Raw genomic sequence first — 1,036 nt, 5'->3', positions numbered from 1 at the left:
CAAGATATCATATGGAGTTCGGTAGCCAAATTCATGCTATCGGTAAAATGATATGTGTCGTCAAGAACAAGACGCTAAAACATCTGAACACGAACCTATACGGTCTGTCGTGAGAGTGGTGATGGCACACCGCAATCTTGCACGTCAGCGATACCAGAAATGGACTTCGCCTTTGGTAGCAAGAATCCCACTGACGTTAGTCTGCTTGCCCCTTTAGGGGTGGGAGTGTCAAATCCGATTTATGTTTCTAGTGCAAAGACTACTAATTTTCACTTATAATTAATAGTTTTTAATCTAATAATATTTCGACAATGGAATTAATAGTTTTGTTTTGAGAACTATAGTAAATCTCTAATCCTTTTCTATCACTCATAATTAATTTTTGAGATTTCATCTTCGATAAATGCTGCGAAACAGTAGATTGTGGGATACCAAGAATATCTACAATTTGAGTTACATTACATGCCCCTCTTGTAATTAATTCTTTCAAAATTTTAATTCGTACTGGATGAGCTAATATTTTTAAAACTTCTGCGTTTTTTTCATAATTCAACAAACTAAACATCTCCTTGTGAACCGATATATTTTTATCGTTTTCTGACAGAAGACTCCTTCCTCAAAAATGTGAAGGTGTGAAACACCAATTTTAGGTGGGAGATGAATGTCAGTAGGCGTAAGACTACGTTTTTTTGTATACTGTAGATATATACTATGAAAAAGTGAGGTGCAACCTATGTTAGTAAATAAAGCATATAAATTTCGTATCTACCCGAATAAGAAACAAGAAATATTAATTGCTAAAACGATCGGTTGCAGTCGCTTTGTATTTAACCATTTTCTTGCTCTTTGGAATGATACTTATAAAGAAGCTGGAAAAGGGGTAACTTATCCCTCTTGCTCTGCCAAGCTTACTCAATTAAAGAAGCAGCAGGATACGATTTGGTTAAAAGAAGTAGATAGTATCGCTCTTCAATCCACATTAAAAAACCTCGCAGATGCTTTTTCACGTTTTTTCAAGAAACAGAATGATATGCCT

Annotated in this window: 2 protein-coding genes; one reads left to right on the top strand and one right to left on the bottom strand. The window is 35.0% G+C overall.

Annotated elements, in window-relative coordinates; translation table 11 throughout:
- Positions 1 to 289: 289 nt before the first annotated feature.
- Entirely contained in the window at positions 290 to 556 is a 267-nt protein-coding gene (locus BAU28_RS20010) for an ArsR/SmtB family transcription factor (protein WP_071719702.1), read from the bottom strand.
- Positions 557 to 733: 177 nt separating this feature from the next.
- Between BAU28_RS20010 and BAU28_RS20005 the strand changes: the two genes are divergently transcribed.
- Positions 734 to 1,036 (top strand): helix-turn-helix domain-containing protein (locus BAU28_RS20005; protein ID WP_083594843.1); only part of this gene is annotated, 303 nt, incomplete at its 3' end.

It is taken from the genome of Bacillus paramycoides (assembly GCF_001884235.1).
In the GTDB taxonomy this organism is placed as follows: domain Bacteria; phylum Bacillota; class Bacilli; order Bacillales; family Bacillaceae_G; genus Bacillus_A; species Bacillus_A paramycoides.
This window is presented reverse-complemented; position numbering and strand designations above follow the sequence as displayed.